Here is a 19,943-nt window from a genome sequence, read left to right as displayed (position 1 = left end):
TATTCGAAAAAAAAGCTACAAAATAGCATGGATATCATCTCTGTGGCTATTGTTGAAGATAATCATGATATCCGGTCTGCCATGGAGCTCCTGATCAATGGCTCGGAAGGATACGCGTGTATTGGAGCTTTCAACAATGCAGAAATTGCTCTTGAAAAGGTGCCCCAATTGTTGCCCAATGTAGTGTTGATGGACTTCAACCTGCCCGGAATGAATGGAATTGAATGTATTATCCGGTTGAAAGCTGAATACCCCGACATGCAATTCATGATGCTGACGGTTTATGAAGATGACGACAAGATCTTTATGGCCCTTGAAGCAGGTGCCAGTGGATATATACTCAAGAAAACATCACCTGGAGAATTACTGGACGCTATTCGTGATCTGCACGATGGTGGTTCGCCCATGAGTTCCCAGATCGCAAGAAGGGTGGTGGCTTATTTCCAGAAACAGGCAAAACCTAATCCCGCCCTGGAAGCACTGACCTCCAGGGAAAAAGAGATCCTGGACCAACTGTCCAAAGGTTTCCTGTATAAAGAGATTGCCGGAAATTTATTCATTAGCATTGAAACAGTCCGCCGGCACGTACATAACATTTACGAGAAGCTGCATGTACGCAGCAGAACAGACGCTGTGAACAAGTACTTTAACAGATAACTGAAAGGGTCCCGGTATTACCAGGACCCTTTTTTTATTTGGTTGATGTAAGCGTTTGCAAATTAAGAACCGATTGCCATCAGTGCCTTCTTCACGGAGCCATGTTCCACCAGCAATTGTTTTGCTTTTTCATAATCGCTGATATGCGCTCTTTCCATCAGCATTTTTACACCTCTGTCCACCAGCTTATCGTTGGTAAGCTGCATGTTCACCATCTTATTATCCTCTACGCGGCCTAATTGTATCATAAGGGAGGTAGAGATCATATTCAGTACCAGCTTTTGTGCGGTGCCACTTTTCATGCGGGTGCTGCCTGTTACAAATTCAGGCCCTACCACTACTTCTATAGGAAAGTCCGCTGTATCGCTCACGGGGCTGCCCGGGTTGCAGGAGATACTGCCCGTGAGGATCCCGTTCTCCCTGCATTTACGCAATGCACCTATTACGTAGGGAGTAGTACCGCTGGCGGCAATGCCTACCACCACATCTTTCTCTGAAATATTAAACTGCTGAAGATCTCTCCAGCCCTGCGTTTCATCGTCTTCCGCATTTTCCACTGCCCTGCGGATGGCACTGTCTCCTCCGGCAATGAGCCCTATCACCAGGTCAAAAGGCACACCGTAAGTGGGTGGGCACTCAGATGCATCCAGGATGCCCAGCCTGCCGCTGGTACCGGCTCCCATGTAAAACAAACGGCCGCCGGACAGCATCTTGTCTGCCGCTGCCAGCACAAATGCTTCTATGGCGGGGATTGCCTGCTGCACTGCTGCAGGTACCCCTGTATCTTCTTCATTTATGTGCGTTAGTATTTCTTTCACGCTCATCTGCTCTAAATGCCGGTGGCGGGAAGACTGCTCTGTTACTTTCACAAATTGCTTTTTTGTATCAGGGTTCATATTCGATCAGATTAAGGGTTACTAATTTCTTTCTTTCCCGGTATTGACCATAGGCCAATGAAAGTTAAAAGACCATTTATGAAAAGTAGTTCCAGGCCTATCTGGTAACTACCGAAGATCTTGGACTGGAACATATCCAGTATAAAGCACAATATAGGTGAAATCACTACTACTACAGGCACCAGGGCATCATTTACCGTGCGTTTGGTGAGGATGCCAAAGGCAAAAAGCCCCAGCAGCGGCCCATAAGTGAAGGCGGCTATCTTCAGGATCAAACCTATCATGCTCGGATTGTTCATCCATTTGAACACCATCACCATCAGTAAAAAGAGCGCTGCAAAAGACAGGTGTACGATCTGGCGGATACGTTTCTTTTCTTTATCCGGCATATGGTCATTCCGCTGAATACCCAGGATGTCTATACAGAAAGATGCGGTCAATGCAGTAATAGCGCCGTCCGCACTGGGGAACAGTGCAGAGATCAGCGCAATGATAAAGATGATAGACACTGCAGCAGGCATGTATTCCAATGCAATGGTAGGGAACAGGCTGTCGCCACGGGCGGCGATGTTTTTACTTTCTGCAAACAGCTGCAGCAATCCGCCAAGGAAAAGGAACAGTAATACTACCAGCATAAAGATCACGGCAAAGGTCATCATGTTCTTCTGAGAATCTTTCAGTGTTCTTACGCTGATGTTCTTCTGCATCATTTCCTGGTCCATGCCCGTCATGGTGATGGAGATGAATGCACCTGCTACGATCTGTTTCACAAAGAAATATTTACTGGCAGGGTCTGTTACAAAGATATTGGAATAACCTTTTTCTGCCAGTGCCTGCGTGCCATCCATGAGGCTCATATCCAGGTTGTTCAGGATGTAGAACACGCATACAACAAGGCCTATCAGCATACAGGCTGTTTGCAGGGTATCCGTCCATACAATGGTTTTTACCCCGCCTTCGAAAGTATACAGCAGGATCATCAGGAGGATCACAAAGGCTGCAACCCAGAAGGGCAGGCCAAAACGTTCCAGTATCGTAAAATGCAGGATGTTCACCACCAGGTATAACCTGGCTGTGGCACCGAGTATGCGGGATAGAATAAAGAACGAGGCACCCACTTTATAGGAAGCAAAACCCAGCCGCACCTGCAGGTAATTGTAGATAGAAGTAAGGTTCATCCTGTAATAGATGGGCAGCAGTACATATGCCACTACAATATAACCGATCAGGTTACCGATAATGATCTGGAAATAAGAGAAGGATTCGATCCCCACCGTTCCCGGCACACTTACAAACGTTACGCCGCTGAGTGAAGTGCCTATCATCCCGAAAGCCACGAGCATCCAGTTGGAGCCGCGGTTCCCGATAAAAAAGGATTCATTGTTGGCGTTACGGGAAGTGAACCAGGCCACCACCAATAACAGGAGAAAATAAACGATAACCAGGGTAAATAATAAGACTGGTGACATGCATGTATATTTTGATAAACGTTTCCAATTTAATCATTCTTTTTTTGGATTGCCAGATATACCTGGTCTAATATCCGGCCGCGGATGTTCATGCGCAGCAGGGTGTTTACATTATCAATCACTTCAGGATAGACCCTGTTGGTAAGGATAATGCAGATCATATCTGTTGCGGGGTCCACCCACACAAACGTTCCTGTATAACCTGTGTGCCCGTAAGATTGTGCTGAAGCAAACCTGGAAGGATATTGCTTCGCAGGGTCGGGGCGGTCAAACCCAAGGCCCCGGGGGCTTACAGCAGATTGCCTGGAAGTGAACAATGCTATTGTAGAAGCTTTGTAAAACCGTTCTCCGCCGTATACGCCTTTGTTCAGGAACATCTGGTAGAGGATAGCGAGATCATTGGCATCTGAAAATAAACCCGCATGCCCGCTCACATTACCCGCCATGGCTGCGCCCGGGTCATGGGCATATCCCCGGACCTGCATGGTGCGGAACCAGCTGTCGTTTTCCGTGGCAGGTACAATACGGGTGCTGTCAAAACGGTTCCGGGGAAGGAAACCGGTGGTTTGTAATCCGAGCGGCAGGTAAAGGGAATCCAGCAGATATTCGTTCATCCTGCGGTGCGTGATCTTTTCTACCACCTCCCGCATCATATACATGCTCACATCGCTGTACACGAATTTACCCCTTGTGAGTACCGGCGAAGCCAGTGTATTGGGCCACATCACCTCTTCAAAGTAATGGGCACGGAGATAATACCGGTCAGCTACTTTCACGGGATATTGTGCAGAAGAATCTGTGCTGAGGTCTGATGGCTGCAGCTTTTCGAAGTGTTTGATATAAGGTGTGTAACCCGCTTCGTGCAGCAGTGCTTCACGGATACGGATGTCTTTTTTATCATCTATAGTGCGGGCGCGCGCTACGTACTTGCTTACATAATCCTGTAAGCTAAGCCGGCCTTCATCATATAATTTCATCACAGCGGGAGTAGTAGCAGCGATCTTTGTAACAGAGGCGAGATCGTACAGGTCATCTGTGCGTACTGCTCTTGTGCCATAATAAGTTTGGTGGCCGTAAGCTTGTTCAAACACTATATTGCCATTTTTCACCACCAGCACAACACCGCCGGGAGTGGCTTTTCCCTGGATGGCCTGTTCCATGATCGTGGCAATGGAATCAATTTGCAGGGGCTTTCCGGCATAACCCAATCTTATCTTAGCAACAGGAGAGCCGGTGCCTTTTTTGTATTTCGCACTGAACTGCCACGGTAGCTTGTTGTCGGAAGCTATACCGCCAAAGAGAAGTTGTGCGGCGGAGAACAGATCGCTTTCCTGTGGCGCCCACAGCACCGGCGTATTAATGTCATTGAGTTGGGCGAGCTTATCGCCTTGCAGCACGATGATCGCTTTTCGTTCCCTGGTAAAATCCAGCAGGGCTTTATCAAATGTCGTTTGGGGGGATAAACGGAGAATGAGCAGATCATAAAGTTTCAACCGGTCGTTGAGATCATTCCAATCGCCGGTGGTATGAAAGAAAGTAACAGGGGCATATTTAGCAACAATGCTGTCGAACAGGGGATGGCTGTTGTCGCTGATCACGGCGATGCTGTGATGTTGCAGGTCCTTTAGTGGAATTGTTTTACTGTTATTGTTCAGCAATACCGTTTGTGAAAAAGCATTCAGGCTACAGAAGAGCAGTAAGAAAACGATCTTGTTCATGCGGAATTATTGAAAGAAGGGAAGCTGCGCAGCGCACAGCTTCCCTTGTATACATTAGATAGCCGGGTCGGCCGGTGTGTTTGGATTAGTCAGTCTTTCCTGGTCAGGGTAAGGATAGAAGTTCCTGTTCCTTTCAAAAGTAGTGGGAACAGGGTTCAGGTTCGTAGGCGGTGCTGGCCTTCCAAACCTGCGGCTGTCTTCTAAACGAAGGCCTTGCAGGAATAATTCAATGCTCCGTTGTTTATAAACTTCCAGGAGTAAAGCATCTGTAGTTACAGCACCGCTGTAAGGAGGCAGGTTGGCATTTACACCAAAAGCATCTCCCGCGGCTTGTGTACGTACCGCATTGATCTGTGTTACAGCATCAGCAAGGCTGCCTCCGCTTCTGATAATAGCTTCTGCTTTCAGCAGACGTACTTCATCTGGCAGGTAAACAGGGATGGATTTAGCAATATCGTCAAAAAAGCCCTTCAGCGTTTTCAGTGTTTCGCCACCTACCACAACATCCGGTGTTGAGAGGTAAAAAGCAAGCCTTCCATCACCCGCTTCCACAAAACCTGCCGGCAGACCAAAATTAGCGCGGGGTTTGAAGTTCGCTGAAAATATTACCTGCTGCTGAACAGGGTTGGGATTTTGATTCGTATAAAGGAATTGTGATTTTGTATTGAGATTTACAGCATTGGCTGCAGACAGTGCTTCAGGATATTTGCCTAGCATCATGTTGAAACGTGCGCGGTAAGTATTGATCACATCCAGCAATACAAAATCGCCGCCCAATACCCTTGAATTAAATTCCGTAGAAGGAGGGGTGGCTGCCAGTAATGCTACTGCATCGTCCAGTAGTTTTACTGCGGCTGTTAAACCTGCTGTTCTTGCAACAAAAGTAGCTTTGCTGTCAAGGTCCGTCTGGATCGGGAATTGTTCGAATGCAGTGGCCAGGCCACCGATAGACATGGCTTTGAAAAGATAGCCAAAAGCCACCAGGCCTGATTGCATAGTAGCTTCCTGTGAAACTATCTGCGGTGCATATTTGATTAGTTTTTCTGCCATTACCATACTACGCAGCATACTGCTCCACAATCCATTCACATTACCATTGAAAGTTGGCAGAGCAGTACCGCCCGCTTCCAGCTCAAGAATGTTAGTGAAGGTGGTTACTCCCTTCAGTTCCCTGGAAGTAGCACCCGGCGCGGTGATCAGGGCCTGAAGGCCACTGGTGGAATAGTATGATTTCACGCCTACTGCCAGGGAGATCAAACCCTCACGGGTAGTGATCACCTGGTCTTCCACAGGGCCGTTCGGATTCACATAGTCCAGTTTGCAGCTGCTTATCAACAGCATAGTTGCAGATAAGTATATACTATATAATGATTTCTTTTTCATGATGCAAGATTTAGAAATTAACATTCAGTCCAACCTGGAAAGTTCTTGGTAAAGGCACTTCCACAAAATCAAACCCTCTTACCGCGTTATCCTGGCCGGCAGCATTCACTTCCGGATCATAACCACTGTAATTGTCTATAGACAGAAGGTTCCTGCCGGATAAAGTAACCCTGAGATCGCGGAACTTACCGGCTTTGGGTGTGATCAGATAGGCGGCAGATAATTCCCTGAGCTTTACGAAATCACCTTTTTCAATCCAGTTTTCAAAGATGGAAAACAGTGCAACGCTGGTACCTTTTGCTACTTCGCCTTTCAGTTCAGCTTCGTAACCTTTCAAGCCTCCATAGTTAGCATTGTCTCCAACACGTTTGGTAAAGTTGAAAACATCAAAACCAAGCATACCATCCCATTGCATCCGGAAAGTGAATTTTTTATAGTTCACTTCGTTGACCCATGACAGTACGTGTTTGGGATTGGGATTACCGATCACTTTACTCAGTATTGCACCACTCGGCTGGCCATTGGCATCACGGCCTACCGTATAAGTACCATTAGCCTTTTGCACACCTCTTTCTCTCTGAGGGAGGCCACCAGGAGTCAGTAAAAGAGATCCATCGGCATTCCTTGCAAAGAAGGTGGCATAGAATGCACCAAGGGAATAACCGTTCACTGCAGCTACCTGGCCAAAACCACCTGCAAAAGGCAATACGCCATTTCCTTCTACGCCATTGATAACGTTCTTATTATTGGTATAGCTGAAGGTAGAGATCCAGTTAACGTCTTTAGTCTGGATGGGCACCCCTTTTACCATGAGTTCAAAACCCTTATTCGTCATGGTACCGATGTTCAGGAAGCGGTTGTTGAAACCGGTGCTGGGAGCAAGTGTTCTGTTCAGGATCAGGTCCTTTACGTCCTTGTTAAAGTAAGTGAACTCAATGCTCAGGCGATCTTTGAGCAGGCTGATATCCGTACCCAGTTCAAGTTCTGTCTGGCGTTCCGGTTTGATCAGCGGATTACCCAGTTGTGCCGGAGAAACAGAACCCGCGCTACCACCATAAATAATAGGATTATAATTTGTGAAGCGGTCAAACACACCTATCGCAGTAAGGTTCCCTGACTGCCCCCATGCAGCGCGTAATTTGAAAGAAGGGATGATATCTGCCAGTTTGGATTCCTGCCAGAAATCCTCTTCAGAAACCAGGTAGGAGCCACTTAATTTAGGGAAGAACTGCCAGCGGTTATCCTTGCCATATACAGAGGATGCATCTGTTCTTGCTGCACCCGTGATATAGATCTTGTCAAACAGCCCGAACGTTTGTTGTAGGAAGCCGCCAAGGATGGTCCTTTCCGCACGGGACTCGGTAGCCACTATAGTACCGTTGTTCAATGTCTGTCCAAATGCTCCGAGCGACTGTGCTGTACCGCCAAAAAGGTATGTTCTGTCGTACTGCATAGTACCGCCCAGTCCGGTAGTGGATTCCAGCCAATGGTTTACCTTTTTGCGATAACTGACGTTGAGGTCTGTATTGGTTTGTAATACAGTTGCGTCCGCTCTTCTTGATAAACCTCCGTCATAACTGGGGGTTGTATTTTTGGGTGGAATATAACCGGTAGCTGTTTGGGTGTAGTTATCCAATCCAAAAATAAGATCAACATTAAGGCCTTCAACTGGTTTGGCATTCAGTTGTACGTTCCCGATGAAACGGTTCACCTTCTGACGGAAATCAAAACGATTGATCGCTTCAAGCGGGTTGGTACGGCGGAGAATAGCCACGGGAGCAGTAGAAGGATAAAGACCGGTAATAGGGTCTTTATCCGGATTGATAAAGTTATTGCTGAATATAAAACCTGTAAGCGCACCGTATGCTTCATTAATACCACCATTGGGTATTTCCCGGCTATTGCTCAGGGTATAATTGGCACCTGCAGAAAGCGTGAGTATTTTATTCAGTTTTTGTGAAACATTTACCCGCAGGCCATTTCTATTGAAATTGGTGTTTTTGATGATCCCTTCATTATACAGGCTGGATGCTGCAACATAGTATTTGGTATCTTCTGTACCACCGGAAACAGATAATGTATTATCCGTACCGATGCCTGTGCTGAAGATCTTATCCTGGTAATCATAACGGGTCACGGCAGTCTGGCCTTTGTCGTTCACATCCGTATTGTTGAACCGGAACGGATACTCATTGTATTCCAGTTTCTTGCGGATGCTGTTTGTTTTGAATTGCGTAGAGAAAGATACCTGTGGTTTACCGCTTTTCCCTCTTTTAGTGAAGATCTGTACCACACCGTTATTTGCGCGGGAGCCATAGATTGCAGCAGCAGCGGCACCTTTGATCACCTCTATTCTTTCGATGTCCGCAGGGTTGATGTCCACCAGGCGGTTCTGTGCATATCCGCCCAGGTCTATCAGTTGTTTGGAGTCGTTGTTTACGATCACGCCATCCACAATGTAAAGCGGATCAGAAGAACCTACAATGGTACTGGGGCCTCTTAAGCGTACACTAATACCTCCTGCAGGGTTACCGGAGTTCTGTGTGATCTGTGCGCCCGCTACCTTTCCCTGCAAAGCTCCGTCAATACCAGTGGCAGCACTGTATTGAATGTCCTTTGCAGAAATAGTGGATACGGCATTGCCCAACTTTTTCTTGGAAGTAGCCACGCTTGTACCGGTAACAATCACTTCGTTCAGCCCCAATACATCCTCCTGCAATTGTACATCAAAAGAGAATGTTTTGGTTGCGCCTACCTGGAATGTTTTTTCCTGCGGCTTCAAACCTACACCTGTAAAAGCAAGCGTATAACTACCATCTTTCAGATTTGCATTAATGGAGTAAGCACCATTCCCGTCTGTGTATGCACCCGAGGTTGTACTTCGAACCTGCACTGCTATAGATGGAATCCCCTTTCCATCTGCTCCGGTCACTGTTCCGGAGATGCGAACCTGTGCCAGGGCGAGAATGGACACAAGTTGCAGCGACAGGGCAATTGAAGCAAATTTCCAATTGCTCCGCCATAACCATAGCCTTTTTTTCATAATCCTTCTTTTAAAGTATTAATTGTAATTGGTTGGAAAAAATCCCGAACATTTAAGTGAACTATAAAATCTCTATGCCGGCTTCCCGATATGGTTTTAAAATTTGATCCTGCGGATCCACTTCTGTAATAAGTGTCGTAAGCTTAGAAAGATCGCATACTTTGATGCGTTGCGTTGTGTTAAGTTTCTCTGTGATAGAAAGAGAAATGACCCTGTCCGAAGCTTCGATCATGGCTTTTTTTACTTCCACTACTTCCCAGTCGTTATCCGTGATGCCATGTTTGAGATCAATGGAATTGGTACCCAGGAAGCAGAGATCTGCTTTGATGCCGTTTAATTTGGAAACTACGCCGCCACCGATGGAGATCTGTGAGTTCTTGGAGATCCTGTCTCCGATAAAGATCACTTCTATGTTCGGATGGTGGATGTATTCATAAGCTGCGGGTAAACTAACGGTGATGAAAGTAGCAGATAGCTCAGGCGGCAGCGCCTTAGCCAGTTCTATGATGGTAGTACCGCCGGTAGTGAGTACAAACATACCGTCCTTGATCAGGCGGCATGCTTTCATGGCGATAAGCTTTTTACTGTTTAATGCATATACGTGGTCTGAAGCAATGGATAAGTGGAAAGATTTGGAGAGCGCCCCACCGTGTACCTTGATCAGTTTATCCTGTTTGGCCATTTCATTCAGGTCCCTGCGGATCGTATCCTCCGAAACGTCCATTTCCTGGCACAGATCTACCGACAATACCTTATTGTGGAGATTCACCTGGCGAAGGATAAATGACTGACGTTCCCTTTTTAGCATGGCTGGAATGATTTTGGTCTCCAGCAATTTACTGCAATAATTCTGATAAAACCGCAAAAAGATGCATATATTTACTGAAATACCCGTAAAAACCAGCAGGATGGCCTGTATAAACAATCACTTATGAATACGAACATTTCACGTCTTTATGAGATTTCCCGGAAAGCAGAGCGTTTGGTTATTGGCTTAATGTCCGGTACTTCTGTTGACGGGCTGGATGTAGCCCTTTGCCGCTTTTCCGGTACTGGCATGGATTCCCGGATAGAGCTGGTGGCCTTTGAAACAGTGCCTTACGGGGAGGAATATAAAGGGGAGATCAGCAGCGTGTTCTCCAAAAGGAATGTAGACCTGGAGAAAGTTTGCCTCCTGAATGGCTGGGTAGCGCAAAAACATGCAGCAATGATCCTGCAATGCCTGCAGAAATGGGGCAAAAAACCCGCAGAAATAGATCTTATTGCCAGCCATGGCCAAACCATCTTCCATGCTCCCAAATCCCTGCATAAACATGCAAAATTCAGCAATGCCACCCTGCAGATCGGGGATGGCGACCATATGGCCGTAGAAACCGGCATTATCACCCTGAGCGACTTCCGGCAGAAACATGTAGCCGCCGGAGGGGAGGGGGCGCCGCTTGCAGCTTATGGCGACTTCCTCATCTTTTCAAAGAAAAACGAGGACCGCATTATGCTGAATATCGGAGGTATTGCCAATTTCACCTACCTGCCCGGTAACCTCAATGCAGATGAAGTGTTCTGCAGCGATACCGGTTCCGGGAATACATTGATGGATGCCTTCACCCAAAAACATTATCCCGGTCAATACTTTGATGAAAATTCCGCTATTGCTTCAAAAGGAACAGTACATCCCGCATTACTGCATGCACTGAAAGATCATCCTTTCTTTCAACAACCGTTCCCGAAAACCACAGGCCCGGAATTATTCAATATCGCTTACCTGGATAAAGCCATTGAGAGATCAGGCGCAACAGGCATTAGTATTGAAGATACCATGGCTACGCTTAACCGTTTCTCTGCTGAAACCATTACGGAAGCCATCAAAGCAGTTACCAGGGATGGCAGCGGTTTTCATTTCTATGTAAGTGGCGGCGGTATGCACAATCCGCTGCTGATGAAGAACATCACGGAATTACTCCCCGGCTGCACGTTTAAAAGCACCAGGGAATTACACATTAACCCGGATGCGAAAGAAGCCGTACTGTTTGCGGTACTGGCCAATGAAGCTGTATGCGGGGGAGCTATTAATTTCGGGAAAGGAAGGAATGGCATCCCTAACGTATCCATGGGAAAAGTGAGTTTTCCGGGATAGGCATAGGGGTGTTCAATGTTTTACGGGTCTAGATAATATACACACTCAAAACATTGAACCTTTATGCTGAAAAGTTTTGCCATAAGCTTTCTGCTGCTATTCCTATGCATTAGCCAGCGGACATTTGCCCAGTTACCACCTTCCGGTATCACTGTAAATGTTGATTACCTGCCTGCTTCCAAATACAGGAAACCGATAGGCGAAGAGAAATATGAAAAAACGGAAGCTTCTTCCTCGCAACAGCGCATCCGTTTTAACGGCAATTTCCTGCTGGCGAATAAAGGAGACCTGGCCTCGGGGAATATCCGCTCCTGGGGAATTATGGTGAACGGATCTTACACAAAAATGAACAACAAAGGGTATGAACAAAAAGTAATACCGGGCGAGTTGCTGGAAGTAGATGCCGGTATTCAGCATTTCCGCAGCCTGAAGAATAACTGGGGCTTATATAGTGCCGTATCTGTAGGTCTTTACACAGATATGGAAAAGATAAACGGTAATGATGTGTTTATAAATGGCGTGGCCATGTTCATCAAACGCAAACCTAAATACGCTTACGGTTTCGGCGCAGGTATAACCAATGCGACAGGCGTCCCGCTTATATTACCCGGCCTGTTTTTCCAATGGCAAACCGGCAATAAACTGAAGGTGAACGTTACCCTGCCGGAAAATATCAGTGCTACTTACCTGCTCAGTCAGCAAACAGATCTTACCTTATACTTCCGTCCTAAATTTGGCGTCTACGATGTGGAGAATATGCCTGAAGGGAAACGGCTGATGAGCTTTATCCAGTTGCCGCTTGGACTTGAGCACACCTGGCATTTGAAAAAGCTGGACCTCTTCTATGGCGGAGGTATCATGCCGCTCAGGTCTTTTGACTACAGTGATAAAAGTATCTCCGGTATATTTAAAAATAAACCTTCTCATCTGCTTTCTACCAATGTATTCCTGAACGCAGGTGTTCGCTGGAACTTCAGATAAATTAAAAAGGTGCAGTTCGTACTGCACCTTTTTTGAATCAATTCACTAATATCTCATCTATAAATATCCAGGCCTGCTTGCCTTTACCATCATGCCATTGAGGCAGTTTTGCCAAAGGCGCGGCTATTATCTTGATACAACTTACTTCCTGTGCCGGAAATTCGCAGGTGATGCCAGACATGGTATTCGGATCATCCTTACCCGGCATTGCCGGCTGCACTTTTCTGAGTAAACGCATTTTGGAAGGGTCTGAGCCACCCCATATTTCCACCTTTGTTGGCGGGAAGATATAAGCGCGTGTGTTACGCATGGTGTTCAATGTGATCTGCTGTACGTTCACCGGATGTTTGAACATCATCAGCAGTTCCATATCATTATACCTGAAGCCCAGCCATTTGCCGCTGCTGATATCAAAGTTACCTGTCTGCAGGTCCCAGAACGTTTTGGGGCCATCTCCCAGGTACTTTTCATTGGCTGGTTTCAGTAACACTGCGCTGTCCGGCCTATAAGTTGTTTTCAGGAAACGTGCTACCGTGGCATCGCTGCCATACCAGCCGGTTTTATACGCTTTCGCTTTTACCGTGAAACTGGAATCTACCGTAATGGAATCTTTATAAACAGCAGAGTTAACACTGTCCACTTCCGAGCCATCCAATGTGTACCTGATCTCAACACCTTTGATGGGATGTGTGAGCGCAAGTGTTTGTTTACGCTGGAAGATAGTATGATCATTGTTGATGATAGGGGAGTTCAGTTTTAACGGCTCCTGCCCGTGGTTATCGTATCCTTTCTCAAAACGGATATTCTTGATCGCTGCTAATTGTTGCCAGTCTTTTTCCGTAAGCGGCGTATTCCAGCAATACACTTCTTCCAGGCTTTTACTGGCCTTTAACTTCTGTAGGTTTTGCAGGTTGATGCCCGTACCGGAAATAGCCAGTGAACGCAGGTGTTTAAGGCCTGTGAGGTCCTGCAGTGTACTTCCGGTGATAGCAGAGAAGTCAAGATTGATCTTCCGCAGATTGCTGAATTGTTTGATAACAGATAGTTCTGCATCTTTCACCGGCATTTTCTGCAGGTGTAATTCCACGATCTGCGTTTTCAAAGGAAGCAGTTCTTCCAATGCTTTTGCGCTGTATTGTTCCTTGTTGTAGAAGTTAACGATCAGTGCAGGTGAGTTCCGGGATAAAGGAAAGATCACCCGGTAGTTATTGCTTAGCTTTTTAATGGTGGCCTCGCTGGCTGCAGCAAAAGAGAACTGGTCTTCTGAAACTTCAGGTTTTAATAACTGCGCAGCCAGGATGTATAAGCTGTCTTCTTTCTTCAGAGAGGTCACCGTTTTTTTAAAATCACCACCTAAACGGATCCAGTGTTGCAGCACTTCTATCTCCTGCAGGCTGAGTTGTGTTTTGCCTGTAGGGGGCATGTGTTTCTTTTCTTCCATCGGCAGATGGATGCGTTCTATCATCAGGCTGGCCATGGGATTACCGGCAATGAACAAGGGGCCGCTTTTTCCGCCTTTCATGATCTGGGCGGGTGTTTCCATCAGCAGTTCTCCTTTTGCCTTATCGGAATTATGGCAGCTGAGGCATTTTTGCTCAAGGATGGGTTTTACCAGGTGCTCAAAGATCACCGCCTGTTCTATAGGTACTGTTACCCTGGAATGTTGCGGAGTAACAGGCGCCAGCAGGAAATCACTTCCATGCGTGAGGTTTGCCCCAAAATGCCCTGCTACTGCTAAGCTCACTAATGTCAGTGCACTGCCTGTTATCATTACAGACTTTCTTACATAACGGTACCAGTATAACAGGGAAGCCAACCATACAATAGCAATACCGGACCATTTATGCCAGGCCAGCATATCTCCTGTATAACCTTCTTCACGGGAGAGGAACAGGCCCATGATCACCGTAATGGCGGCAGTAAGGGCACCAGCCAGCCAGAGATGGCTGATCAGCGGCCTTAACGTAGCCGCGAGCTGTTCACTGCGTATGGTAAGCAGGTCCAGTACCAGCGCAAGGATGAGCAATACAATAGGGAAGTGTAACAGCAGGGGGTGCATTCTGCCTATCACCTGCAACCATGCAGGTAAATGCAGGTGCTGATAGAACACCAGGAGGAAAAGGATAAAAATATTTGCAGCGATCAGTAGATTTTCGGACAATCTTTTCAACATGCTACACCCGTTTGAATTTATAGGGATATACTTTCCCGGAAGCCCATTGCGCTACATAAATATTTTCTTCATCATCCACACATACATCATGCGGATTGGCAAAGATCTTTTCTGCCTGCAACATGGGTTGCAGTTTGCCATCCTTATACTCAGGAGCAGTGCCCCCGATATTGGAAACTACTTTATTGTTTTTATCCAGGATGGTAACAAAACCGCTGTTCTCTTTCCCAAGGTCAGGAGAACGCAGTACGGCGGCATAGAGATGATCACCTTTGATCACCGGGCGGCATACGCATGCACCTGGCAATGGTATCACTTCGAGTAATTCACCTGCCATGCTGAAGCGTTTAAAGCAATTGCGCGTACGGTCTGTAACCAGCAGGGTAGGCGTACCGTTACGTTTATCGATGCAAATGCCATGTGCGTTATCGAGGTGTTTGTCTTCTTTTCCTCTTCCGCCGAAAAAACTTTGCAGTTTCCCTTCGGCATTATAGTGCAGGATGTACTGGGAGCCGTAACCATCTGCAATATAGAAATCGCCATTATCTGTAACGGTGGTTTCGGTGGGTACAAAAGCTTTTGCTTCTTTGTATACGCCGCTTTCTTCCGGGAAGTTAATGGTCAGTAATATTTTACCATCGAGTGTGGTTTTAAACACCTGGTGTTTATCTGTATCCGTTATGTAGAGGTGATTATGCGCCAGCGTTAAGCCGTGCGCACCGGGGAATTCATGGCCCCAGCTGTTGAGCAGCTTACCTGATTTGTTATAGATCAGGATATTGTTCTTTGTTTCATTGGTCAGCAGGATGATGCGTCCTTTTTTATCCTGCACCATTTCATGGCAATCTTTTACGGGATACCTGGAAGGGTCCAGGTTACCCCATTTATTGTCCATCCTGTAGCGCATGTTGTTATGGCCATAAACAGCGCCATTGTCTTTCGCGAACAGATCTTTGCTGATGTAAAAACTACCGGCTATTAACGCGGATGCCTGTATGAAATTCCTTCTATCCATTTTTATGCAATAAGATTGGTGATTACATTGCCAGCCACGTCTGTAAGGCGATAGCGGCGGCCAAGATGTTTATAGATCAATTTTTCGTGGTCAAGGCCAAGGAGGTTCATCACAGTAGCCTGGAAGTCGTGTACATGCACTGGGTCTTTCGTGATGTTATAGCCGAATTCATCCGTTTCGCCATATACGATACCCGGTTTCACGCCACCGCCTGCCATCCATACAGAGAAGCAGCGGGGATGGTGATCACGGCCATAGTTATCTACCGTCATCTTACCCTGGCTGTAATTGGTCCTGCCGAATTCGCCGCCCCAGATCACCAGTGTTTCATCTAAGAGTCCACGTTGTTTCAGATCGGTGATCAGTGCTGCAGAAGCCTGGTCCACGTCTTTTGCCTGCCCTGCCATTTCATTCGGCAGATTGCCATGCTGGTCCCATCCCTGGTGGTACAGTTGCACAAAGCGCACACCATTCTCAGAGAGTTTGCGTGCCAGCAGGCAGTTAGAAGCAAAAGTGCCCGGAACAAGGCAATTAGGTCCATAGAGTTTGATAATATCATCCGGCTCTTTGGAAAGATCGGTGATATCCGGCACCGCTGTTTGCATGCGGTAAGCCATTTCGTATTGCTGGATCTTGGTATTGATCTCAGGGTCGCCGAACTGATCATAAGAAAGCTGGTTCAGCTCAGAGAGCTTATCCAGCATTTTGCGGCGTGCGGTGGAATCCATACCTGCCGGATCGTTCAGGTATAATACAGGGCTTTCGCCGCTGCTGAATTGAACACCCTGGTGAATACTATCCAGGAAGCCATTCGTCCAGAGTTTGGAATATACGCCCTGTCCGTTCCCTTTTCCTCTTGACAGGAGTACGCAGAATGCTGGGAGGTTTTTATTCTCACTACCTAAACCATAACTGAGCCATGCCCCCATACTTGGCCGGTTTCCTTGCTGGGCACCGGTTTGGAAGAAGGTAAGTGCGGGATCGTGATTAATGGCTTCTGTGTACATGGACTTGATGATACAAATATCGTCCACCACTTTTGCCGTATAAGGGAACAGGTCGCTGATCCATGCCCTGGATTGACCATATTGTTTGAAGTCATAGAAAGAACCTACCAGCGGAAAAGAGGCCTGGCCGGATGTCATACCCGTAAGGCGTTGCCCGTTGCGGATAGAAGCAGGTAATTCCTGCCCCATCATCTGGCGCAATAAAGGTTTGTAATCGAAGGTCTCCAGTTGAGAAGGTGCGCCGTTCTGAAAAAGGTAGATCACCCTTTTTGCTTTCGGCGCAAAGTGTGGAATACCGGGAGGGAATCCCATTTCTTCTGCTCCACCGCCTTTCAGCAGATCGGGTATCAGCAGCGAGCCCAATGCTACGCTTCCCAGTCCCAGGCTTAAACGGGAAAGGAATCTGCGGCGATTCATGTTCAACCCGTGTTCTAAAAATTCTTTGTCCATATATCAGGATTTAGAGAGGGTTTCTTCCAGGTTATAAATAGTGGTAACCACCTGCATCAATGCAGCCAGTGCCGGTTTATTGGCTTTCTCCGGCAAGGGGTATTCACCCACGTTCAGGATCTTTGTAGCTTCCCCGGGTTTACCCTGGTAATGCTGTTGCTGGTCCTTGTAATATTCCTGCAGTAATGCGAGTTCTTTTTCATTTGGTTTGCGGCATACGATGAGGCGGAATGCTTTTTCTACCGGATCGCTTTTTTCCTGCATCAGTTTAGCGGCCAGCACCCTGGCTGCTTCCAGTACCTGGGGATCGTTCAGCATCACCAGCGCCTGCAGTGGCGTATTAGTATTGGAACGTTTCACTTCACACTGATCGCGGTTGCTGCCATCAAAGATCATCAGCGAAGGTGGTGGTACCGTACGTTTGATGAACGTATACAACCCTCTCCGGTAGAGGCTTTCCCCATGATCCTGCTGATACCTTGCCAGCAGTCCCCGGCCCGATGTTGCCAGTTCCCACAAACCTTTAGGCTGATAAGGTTTCACGCTCGGTCCGCCGATCTTTTTTGTGAGCAGGCCGCTGCTGCTGAGCACCAGGTCTCTTACCAGTTCTGCAGGTAAGCGGAAACGTGGTGCGCGGGATAGCCATATGTTATCAGGGTCTTTTTGTAGTTTTTCTTTCGGTACAACGGCGGACTGACGGTAAGTGGCAGAAGTTACCATTTGCTTCATCAGGCGTTTAATATCCCATCCATGTGTGCGGAAATCCACCGCCAGCCAATCCAGCAGGGCAGGATGGGAGGGAAGTTCTCCCTGCATACCAAAGTCCCCGGAAGTTTTAACAATGCCTCTGCCGAATACTTCCTGCCACATACGGTTCACGAATACCCTTGCGGCAAGCGGGTTCTTTGGACTGAATAACCAGTCCGCCAGTCCCAGCCGGTTAGGCGTTGCATTATTAAAGGCAAGGATAGACTTTGGCGTGCCCGGCACTACTTCTGTTCCATGTGCATCGTACACACCACGGTTGAGGATATACGTTTTGCGTACGGTAGTATCCTGGTCGCCCATTACAGAAACGATCAGGCGGTTGGTGTCCGGTTTATTAATAAAGGACAGTACACCCTTCACCTCCTCATTGGATATTTCCATATAAGGTTTCTTGGCGAATGTTTCCGGGCCGCCTACAGTAGATTCCAGTCCTACTTCCTTTACATTGTTGAAGAAGGCATACAGCTGATAATATTCCTGCTGAGAGAAAGGATCGTATTTATGATCATGGCAGTGTGCACATTCCATGGTAACACCCAGGAATGATTTGGCGAATGAATTGGTACGGTCGGTAACATATTCCACCCGGTATTCTTCATCGATCACACCACCTTCTTCCGTGATCTTATGATTGCGGTTATAACCTGTGGCCAGTAATTGTTCACGGGTAGCGCCGGGTATCAGGTCGCCGGCCAGCTGCCAGGTCACGAACTTATTATAGGGGAGGTTCTCGTTGAAAGCATGGATCACCCAGTCGCGCCAGGGCCACTGGCTACGGTAGTTATCATCCTGGTAGCCGTGGGAATCTGCAAAGCGGGCCACGTCCATCCAGTGAATGGCCATTTTCTCTCCATACTGCGGCATGGCAAGCAGGGTATCTATGATCTTTTCATAGGCATTTTCGCTGTTATCCGCCAGGAAGCGGTCCATCATTTCAACAGTAGGCGGCAGGCCAATAATGTCCAGGCAGGCACGTTTTAACAGCCTTTCCTTATCAGCTTCCTCGTTGGGTTTTAACCCAGCATTTTCCATACCCTGTAAAACGAACTTATCTATTTCATTACGCGGCCATTTTTCGTTGTCCACTACCGGCGGTTTTACCGGTTGCGGTGGCACAAAGGCCCAGTGCGGTTTGTATTTAGCCCCCTGTTTGATCCACTTTTCAATGAGGTCTATTTCATGCTCCGTAAGCGCCAGGTTGGAATTCACGGGCGGCATGCGTAAAGAAGTGTCCGCAGTAGTGATGCGCTTGTATACTTCAGACTGGTGTGGTTTGCCCGGCACAAATGCAAAAGCACCCGGCGTTTCCTTCAGGGCTTTAAATGCACTGTCCCCGATATCCAGTCTTAAACCAGCTTCCCGTTTATTAGCATCCGGGCCGTGACAGGTAAAACATTTGTCTGAAAGGATAGGCCTGATGTGGAAGTTGTAGTCTACTTCGTCAGGTAGCTTACTTGTCTGGGTACCTTTGTTTGCTCCAGGCTGGTTGCACGCAATGTAAGCCAGTAAACAGATAGCCGCCAGGGCGACACTTTGTCGTTGTCTCATTTAAGTGGAATATGTATGGCCGTTTTTAATACATAGAGAATAAAGTATTACAAAACGGGGAATAAATTACAAATGCTTTTCACTGTAGAAGTCAATACCAGACTGCTTGTTCCAAGATAACGGTTTCTTTTGGAGAATGCAAAAGTATGCGGGGATAATCCATCAAAATAATAAGATAATGCAGTAAAAAAAGAAAGATCCGCCCTCATGAAGCGGATCTTTCTTTTTAACTTTTCCTGTCACAGGGTAATGCCAGGGGCGCCCGTGGATTCTAGTGGGCAGAACGCACGCGCGCAACACGTACTCTTTGCAAATATTTGCGCGCAAAATGTGCCATCAACACCATGGAAGCAATGCACAGACATGCCAGTTTGAATAGTAAGCCGGTTTTCATAGGTATAGGGATTTATAGATCAATGATCCAATAAGTAAAAGATTCTAATTAATGAATGTGGGAAATTGCCCTCAGCGCATCATTTGCCAGGAGTCGAATTTTTGCATCAGCCTGATACACACGTCTTTTAAACGATACATGCTTTGCTGCTCTTGCTTTATCAATACAGTTACGATTAGTGCAATCACCAAAACAGATAAGACTACTGCAAAGAAAAATGTTTTCATAGTTATAAGGTTTTTCTGTTCTCAAATAGGCCGGATGTAAATATAGATAATTTAATCATATAAAATAATAAACGAATAGA

At 46.9% G+C, this 19,943-nt stretch carries 13 protein-coding genes; 3 read left to right on the top strand and 10 right to left on the bottom strand.

The genetic code is table 11. The features are described from left to right. Positions 1-27: 27 nt before the first annotated feature. Positions 28-657 carry a response regulator transcription factor gene (locus tag BUR42_RS09080; RefSeq protein WP_234979631.1) on the top strand — a complete coding sequence of 210 codons (630 nt, stop codon included), beginning with the start codon at positions 28-30 and terminating at the stop codon, positions 655-657. A gap of 62 nt (positions 658-719) precedes the next feature. Here BUR42_RS09080 and murQ read toward each other — a convergent pair whose 3' ends face one another. The 6 genes from murQ to BUR42_RS09050 form a co-directional block, all read right to left on the bottom strand. Continuing rightward, positions 720-1,553, bottom strand: coding sequence for an N-acetylmuramic acid 6-phosphate etherase (murQ, locus tag BUR42_RS09075; protein WP_074238925.1), 834 nt, complete (start codon positions 1,551-1,553; stop codon positions 720-722). Between the two features lie 11 nt (positions 1,554-1,564). After that, positions 1,565-3,022, bottom strand: a complete 1,458-nt coding sequence (locus BUR42_RS09070) for a sodium:solute symporter (protein ID WP_074238924.1) — start codon at positions 3,020-3,022, stop codon at positions 1,565-1,567. 29 nt (positions 3,023-3,051) lie between these two features. Next, a complete protein-coding gene (locus tag BUR42_RS09065; RefSeq protein WP_074238923.1) occupies positions 3,052-4,740 on the bottom strand; it encodes a serine hydrolase domain-containing protein in 1,689 nt (562 codons plus the stop codon). A gap of 54 nt (positions 4,741-4,794) precedes the next feature. Beyond that, positions 4,795-6,123: a RagB/SusD family nutrient uptake outer membrane protein gene (locus tag BUR42_RS09060; RefSeq protein ID WP_074240509.1), complete on the bottom strand. Its 1,329-nt coding sequence runs from the start codon at positions 6,121-6,123 to the stop codon at positions 4,795-4,797. Between the two features lie 10 nt (positions 6,124-6,133). Continuing rightward, positions 6,134-9,166: a SusC/RagA family TonB-linked outer membrane protein gene (locus tag BUR42_RS09055; protein WP_074238922.1), complete on the bottom strand. Its 3,033-nt coding sequence runs from the start codon at positions 9,164-9,166 to the stop codon at positions 6,134-6,136. 61 nt (positions 9,167-9,227) lie between these two features. Beyond that, positions 9,228-9,974, bottom strand: a complete 747-nt coding sequence (locus BUR42_RS09050) for a DeoR/GlpR family DNA-binding transcription regulator (protein ID WP_074240508.1) — start codon at positions 9,972-9,974, stop codon at positions 9,228-9,230. A gap of 123 nt (positions 9,975-10,097) precedes the next feature. On the opposite strand from BUR42_RS09050, the gene BUR42_RS09045 reads away from it, so the two are divergent. Together BUR42_RS09045 and BUR42_RS09040 are read left to right on the top strand one after the other, a co-directional pair. Then, the gene (locus BUR42_RS09045) at positions 10,098-11,300 is read left to right on the top strand and encodes an anhydro-N-acetylmuramic acid kinase (protein WP_074238921.1); all 1,203 of its coding nucleotides are present in this window, start codon (positions 10,098-10,100) and stop codon (positions 11,298-11,300) included. Between the two features lie 63 nt (positions 11,301-11,363). Further along, the gene (locus tag BUR42_RS09040; protein WP_074238920.1) at positions 11,364-12,281 is read left to right on the top strand and encodes a DUF6268 family outer membrane beta-barrel protein; all 918 of its coding nucleotides are present in this window, start codon (positions 11,364-11,366) and stop codon (positions 12,279-12,281) included. Between the two features lie 37 nt (positions 12,282-12,318). Here BUR42_RS09040 and BUR42_RS09035 read toward each other — a convergent pair whose 3' ends face one another. The 4 genes from BUR42_RS09035 to BUR42_RS09020 are packed head-to-tail and all read right to left on the bottom strand — an operon-like array spanning position 12,319 to position 19,242. Further along, on the bottom strand, positions 12,319-14,454 hold the full coding sequence (locus BUR42_RS09035; protein ID WP_074238919.1) for a c-type cytochrome domain-containing protein: 2,136 nt from the start codon (positions 14,452-14,454) through the stop codon (positions 12,319-12,321). Position 14,455: 1 nt separating this feature from the next. Beyond that, positions 14,456-15,469, bottom strand: a complete 1,014-nt coding sequence (locus BUR42_RS09030) for an NHL repeat-containing protein (RefSeq protein WP_074238918.1) — start codon at positions 15,467-15,469, stop codon at positions 14,456-14,458. 2 nt (positions 15,470-15,471) lie between these two features. Next, positions 15,472-16,926, bottom strand: a complete 1,455-nt coding sequence (locus BUR42_RS09025; protein WP_074238917.1) for a DUF1501 domain-containing protein — start codon at positions 16,924-16,926, stop codon at positions 15,472-15,474. A 3-nt stretch (positions 16,927-16,929) separates the two neighbouring features. After that, on the bottom strand, positions 16,930-19,242 hold the full coding sequence (locus tag BUR42_RS09020; RefSeq protein WP_074238916.1) for a PSD1 and planctomycete cytochrome C domain-containing protein: 2,313 nt from the start codon (positions 19,240-19,242) through the stop codon (positions 16,930-16,932). Positions 19,243-19,943: the final 701 nt, after the last annotated feature.

It is taken from the genome of Chitinophaga niabensis, assembly GCF_900129465.1.
Classification (GTDB): Bacteria; Bacteroidota; Bacteroidia; order Chitinophagales; family Chitinophagaceae; genus Chitinophaga; species Chitinophaga niabensis.
Note: the sequence above shows the minus strand (reverse complement) of the source record. Positions and strands in the feature narration are given on the sequence as shown.

Bases quoted from the DNA above. Each gene is read 5' to 3' on its own strand.
- BUR42_RS09080 (WP_234979631.1), top strand. From the start codon at position 28: ATGGATATCATCTCTGTGGCTATTGTTGAAGATAATCATGATATCCGG.
- murQ (WP_074238925.1), bottom strand. From the start codon at position 1,553: ATGAACCCTGATACAAAAAAGCAATTTGTGAAAGTAACAGAGCAGTCT.
- BUR42_RS09070 (WP_074238924.1), bottom strand. From the start codon at position 3,022: ATGTCACCAGTCTTATTATTTACCCTGGTTATCGTTTATTTTCTCCTG.
- BUR42_RS09065 (WP_074238923.1), bottom strand. From the start codon at position 4,740: ATGAACAAGATCGTTTTCTTACTGCTCTTCTGTAGCCTGAATGCTTTT.
- BUR42_RS09060 (WP_074240509.1), bottom strand. From the start codon at position 6,123: ATGAAAAAGAAATCATTATATAGTATATACTTATCTGCAACTATGCTG.
- BUR42_RS09055 (WP_074238922.1), bottom strand. From the start codon at position 9,166: ATGAAAAAAAGGCTATGGTTATGGCGGAGCAATTGGAAATTTGCTTCA.
- BUR42_RS09050 (WP_074240508.1), bottom strand. From the start codon at position 9,974: ATGCTAAAAAGGGAACGTCAGTCATTTATCCTTCGCCAGGTGAATCTC.
- BUR42_RS09045 (WP_074238921.1), top strand. From the start codon at position 10,098: ATGAATACGAACATTTCACGTCTTTATGAGATTTCCCGGAAAGCAGAG.
- BUR42_RS09040 (WP_074238920.1), top strand. From the start codon at position 11,364: ATGCTGAAAAGTTTTGCCATAAGCTTTCTGCTGCTATTCCTATGCATT.
- BUR42_RS09035 (WP_074238919.1), bottom strand. From the start codon at position 14,454: ATGTTGAAAAGATTGTCCGAAAATCTACTGATCGCTGCAAATATTTTT.
- BUR42_RS09030 (WP_074238918.1), bottom strand. From the start codon at position 15,469: ATGGATAGAAGGAATTTCATACAGGCATCCGCGTTAATAGCCGGTAGT.
- BUR42_RS09025 (WP_074238917.1), bottom strand. From the start codon at position 16,926: ATGGACAAAGAATTTTTAGAACACGGGTTGAACATGAATCGCCGCAGA.
- BUR42_RS09020 (WP_074238916.1), bottom strand. From the start codon at position 19,242: ATGAGACAACGACAAAGTGTCGCCCTGGCGGCTATCTGTTTACTGGCT.